The 4816-nt window shown below is 40.8% G+C and carries 4 protein-coding genes; all 4 read right to left on the bottom strand.

Annotated features, from left to right (window positions below; all coding sequences use genetic code 11):
* Positions 1 to 34: 34 nt before the first annotated feature.
* Positions 35 to 556 carry a DoxX family membrane protein gene (locus B4G81_RS05030; RefSeq protein ID WP_294080749.1) on the bottom strand — a complete coding sequence of 174 codons (522 nt, stop codon included), beginning with the start codon at positions 554 to 556 and terminating at the stop codon, positions 35 to 37.
* A gap of 4 nt (positions 557 to 560) precedes the next feature.
* On the bottom strand, positions 561 to 2105 hold the full coding sequence (locus tag B4G81_RS05035) for a Gfo/Idh/MocA family protein (RefSeq protein ID WP_294080751.1): 1545 nt from the start codon (positions 2103 to 2105) through the stop codon (positions 561 to 563).
* 24 nt (positions 2106 to 2129) lie between these two features.
* Entirely contained in the window at positions 2130 to 3761 is a 1632-nt protein-coding gene (locus B4G81_RS05040; RefSeq protein WP_294080753.1) for a hypothetical protein, read from the bottom strand.
* A 59-nt stretch (positions 3762 to 3820) separates the two neighbouring features.
* A partial coding sequence (locus B4G81_RS05045; protein ID WP_294080755.1) for a hypothetical protein occupies positions 3821 to 4816 on the bottom strand: 996 nt, incomplete at its 5' end.

Here is a 4816-nt window from a genome sequence, read left to right on the forward strand (position 1 = left end):
GAAGGGGTTCATGGGATGGCTTAAGTTGAGGAATTTATTTATTTTTTAAGGGCTTACCGGTAATTTTATTAAAAAAACTACGAACGGGATAATTTGCCATAAACCGATCCAGACCTGTACGGTAGCCTGTGGGAAATGATGCCAAGACAAGTAGAGATGCAATTTCAATCAGATTCCTGTCGACAATCCAGTAATTTCCATCTGCATAAAGTCCGGCCGCGGCACTGCTCAAAGGAGGATAGGTAAAATAATAAAGGGATAATAGTGTGATGCCCAGCAGTTTGGCAGGCCTTTCGAAAAATCCCAAAAACAGACACAATCCAATTAAAATTAACCCCCATATATTTAACATGTCAATATAATGTATTGCCTTGTCGGATTGTGCCCACATCTTAAACAAAGAAGCCAGCGGCCCTGTACTGTTTAACAGGAAAGAGCGCGATGACCAGACACCGCCGATATATTTAAACATTCCTTCATAGAGGAAATGCCACCCGATGACTACCCTTAATGCAGTTAGGGTTATAATCTGCATGGAAGAATATTTTGTATCCATTTTTTTAACCAATAAGGTATTGTTCATTTTGTTTATCCCAGAAAATAGGTTTTTTGTGTAAATATGATAGGTTAGCCAGACAGAAAGTAACGGTTTCTTCAAACCCCTGATCAATGCCGCAACTTACTTTTCCCTGTCCCCTGATGGCATCTATCCATTCTTTTAGGTGTAAGAAAGTCGCATCGATCACCTTTCCATCGATAAATGTAGGGCCATAGCCGCTTTTAAAATAACTGGTCGCCGTTGCAGAAGTGATGCCATCTACCCCTACGCGGGCATTTGGCGCATAATAATAAAACGGTTCTTCCGAATCTTCCGCAATATCTTTATATCGCTGGGAGTTTGGATCTTTATAGAGCATAATTGCCCGGTCTATTTCCATTGTCGCTTCTGAGCCCAATACCTTGGTTTGTCGATAAATACCACTTTTTAAGGTGCCATCGTAGGTCATCGTCAATGCTCTATCCGGATAATAGAATATAGCGTTGAATACGTCGGGCAAATCATCAATGCCCACGTTATAAAAGAAATGGCCACCCATCGCCATCACAGATTCCGGAATGCCCATTTCGAAGACTTGATTTACACAATCGTAAGTGTGCGAAAAATCATTTCCTATCATGCCCGTACCGTAATCGCTATATCTTTGCCAGTTAAAATAGCGTTTACTGTCAAACTCATGCCAGGGGGCATTGCACAAAAATCCCTTCCAGTCTATTGTTTGCTGGTTTCCCAAATGGTCAAATTCTCTCTCCCGGATCCACGCTCCGAAAAGGGAGTTCCTGTTGGTAAATGTCTGGATCATTGATACGTCGCCCAATACTCCTTTGCGGTACAATTCCCTTCCCAGTTTATAACTCATCTGTTGTCGATTCTCATGGCCTATCTGAAAGACGATGTTGGAGGCGCTTACAACTTTTTTTAATTCGACCGCTTCTTCTATGCTGTGACACATCGGTTTTTCTAAATATACGTGCTTTCCCGCCTTCACTGCATCTATTGTAATTTGAGCGTGGCTATGGTCGGGTGTTGCCACAATGACCGCATCAATATCCTTGCTGTGGATCATATCCTGATAGGTTTTGTACCGTTTAATTCCGGACGAGATTTCCGGGGTACTCCTCTCTTCCCGGATATTGTTTCTGCCCACTTCTATTCCTCTTTCCGCGTGAATATCGAATGTATCGCAGATACCCGCGATGTCCACATAGAGGTTTTCATGTCTTTTCTGATAAGGCAGCCACCGGTCATATTGCCCGTCAGTCTTCATCTTATCCACATAATCCGGGTGAAAATAACCGAAAGAGTTTAACAGGGATTCGCCCCGCCAGCCGTTTCCGATAAGTCCTATTTTTATTCTTGTTTGTTCATTACCCGTAGAGCCAGGTAATCTCTCGCTCATCACATCAAACTGGTCAATGTCCAGCAGTCGTTTTGAATCGACGCGACGATCATCCAACACTTTCAGTATGTTTTTGGTCGACCCTATTGAATATGCACCCAGGATGGGTACAGTTGAAATCCCCATCAAAAAATCCCTTCTTTTCATACGTACCTCTCTTATTGAATTTTATTATTGTGAATCTGAAATTTGCAACATGACTTTTACACAGTAGCTGGTACAGTTTAGCCAATCAATATACCCGCTTTCCTTTTTTTGGCGTTCATTCAATTGCCAATAAGTAGGGTACCGCCCTGTGTTTGCGTGTTGAGCTACTGTTACGGCATTTGCCAACTCTATCATTTTAGCTTTATAAACCTCATTTTTTGTTGCCTTATAACCGGTCAGGTAGGCTTCCATCATATTGGCTACGCTTGCATTGATGGGTTCATAGCATGCATATTGTTCCAACACACAAGGGGTTATCCACTCTTCTACGTTGTACTGCTTCTGAGGCATTGGTTTCTCCCAGATAATAAATTGATCTTCGCAAAAACGCAACAGATCATCAGCAACTGAACGAAATTCCTTCTTTTGATGTATGTTTTGAAACAGGTATATTGCAAAGGCGCTTGCTTCATCTTTCGATAAATTTTTATACGGTTCTACCGGTGCAACATCCTCAAACTGACCGGACCAGTTATATGTCTTTAACGGATTATTGATGATCCAATCATAAGCTTTTTTTCTCGTATCGACATATTCTGTTATAGCATACTGCGATTCTAATCGATCCAGAAAGTTGATTATCTCAATGGGGATACAGTCGTTTTCCGTTACGGGAGAGCCATCTATCCATAATTTCAGCTTCCAGGTTCCCGATGGTTCCTGAATTTTTTTATACGTTTGCGCGATTTTTAAAGCAGCTTCCTTGAATTTATTATCGCCGGTTATTTCATACAGGTCTAAATAGGTAGAAGCAGTTTTTGCCGGATAAATTATCATGAATTGATTTTTAAACGCTTTAGATGTGCGCTGCTCTCCCGCATAAGTGGGAGGGAAAAACTCCAATGGGCTACCTACAGGCTCACTTACGCCTATAAGATATTCCGCTGCATTCATGGCTATTTTTAGCGCTTTTTCCCGATTCGGCTCTGAGATTTTTGCATACTCAACCATACTTTCAATCACTGCTCCTATTATTTTTGACGGATAACAGTATAAATTGTATGAGGTGGTATCTGGAGTACCGTTGAGTGCCCAATTTTGTATGTGCGGTTGATTAAACTCGTACTCCAATGCCATTTCGGCGCTTTTTCGGTAGTCCAACATTTTTTGATGATAAGGCCCATTAAAAAAAGCGGCTTTATAGAACGAAAATTCATGCTTGTCGATTTCGTTCCCCGCCTCATCCATCCCGGAAACAGTCAACTTCATGAAACCAACAGGTAAATCGGCCCATATGGGGGATAAACTTTCACAAGGGTTTGTCGATTCAAAAGTGTATTCTTTATTGTCGACACCTCTTGCTGCAAAAACATATTTTTGTGCGTTAGGAGCAGGCTCAACCTTAAAGTATGGAGCATAAATAAATTGTTGGGAGTATTTGTTCCAAAAAAGATCTTCGTAAGGCCTTACCGGTTTTATTGATTCTTGACGTGTAATACGGTTAACTTTGTCGTATTGAATGGAATCCTTTTTTTTACATGAAATGAGCATTATGAAAAAAAACACTACGATAATGACCGTGATGGTTGGTTTAAAAAAGTTGTGTGGCATAATGTGTTTATTGTAAATTATTTGTATTATATCTTTGTGATTCATATGTTTATGTTGTGTGAAAAGTAATTCCGCAATTAAATGCTTTTGAGGCTTCGATCTATTCATTGCGTTTCTCCTTCCGAATCCGGATTGTTGCGCCAAATCTTATATGTTCCATGATTTCCTGAAAATTGCAATGAATTGGCATTTTCTTTAACCTTAAATTTAAAATGTGTATTGTTATCTTGTTTACATACATACCACAGGCCCGGCTTCAATCCTGCCAATATGACTTTTTGGTCGGAATGATCCAAAAGGGTGATATCAAAAGAATCGGGAAGTAACTCCGATTTTGAGGGCAGTACAACAAGATAGTCAAGGACTTTAATTCTGTATTCCATGCTCGTCTCATCAAAATGAACCAACGGGGGCCTTACACCGTCTGCTGCCATCAGGAATAGATTCAAAAAAGTGTCTTTTTTATTGGCTTGTTGGGGGGATATCACAAGCTGGTACCCCTTTGTTTCAGGTTCATGCGTGCTGATTGCAGGCAAAGGTGCAATCGGATTAACGGTATCCTGGCTGTTCCAATACACCGTCTTCCGGTTTGCTTTTGCAGGCAGTAATGTTTTAATATGAGTCCATCCGGTAGGTCCGGTCTCTTCCCTATTGTGCAGTAGAATGGAAGAATCGGAAATAAGAGGTTCTTTTATTGTATTTATTTTCCAGAATTTTTTAAAATCGGCGTTTGAAGAAGTGATATTGTCCAATACTACAATAAAGGCAGGCACCTGCTTATTCCCTGTATTCACAAAGCAGAATGTTTTGGTGTAGTTTCTAACTTTGGATGAATAGGCATGGGTAAGGTCGGCCTTAAAATAGCTATACTGAAAGCTATTGTTATTATGTTCTATGTTTGAGGCAAGGACAACACCGTTACTGAACCAAGGATCATGTAGCGTATCAAAAACCGACTTAGGACTCCGCTGGTTAAATCGGGTTCCGCCGTCATTGAGCAGATTATTTCCAAACGCCTCATCGGGATCAACAACGAGCATCATACTGTGGGAGGCGGATCGTTTATTGAAATTAAAATCGTAAGGCGATCCGTATGAGAT

This window comes from Proteiniphilum sp. UBA5384 (assembly GCF_002410825.1).
Taxonomy (GTDB): domain Bacteria; phylum Bacteroidota; class Bacteroidia; order Bacteroidales; family Dysgonomonadaceae; genus Proteiniphilum.

Coding starts and splice junctions, on each gene's coding strand:
- B4G81_RS05030 (WP_294080749.1), bottom strand. CDS start 556: ATGGATACAAAATATTCTTCCATGCAGATTATAACCCTAACTGCATTA.
- B4G81_RS05035 (WP_294080751.1), bottom strand. CDS start 2,105: ATGAAAAGAAGGGATTTTTTGATGGGGATTTCAACTGTACCCATCCTG.
- B4G81_RS05040 (WP_294080753.1), bottom strand. CDS start 3,761: ATGAATCACAAAGATATAATACAAATAATTTACAATAAACACATTATG.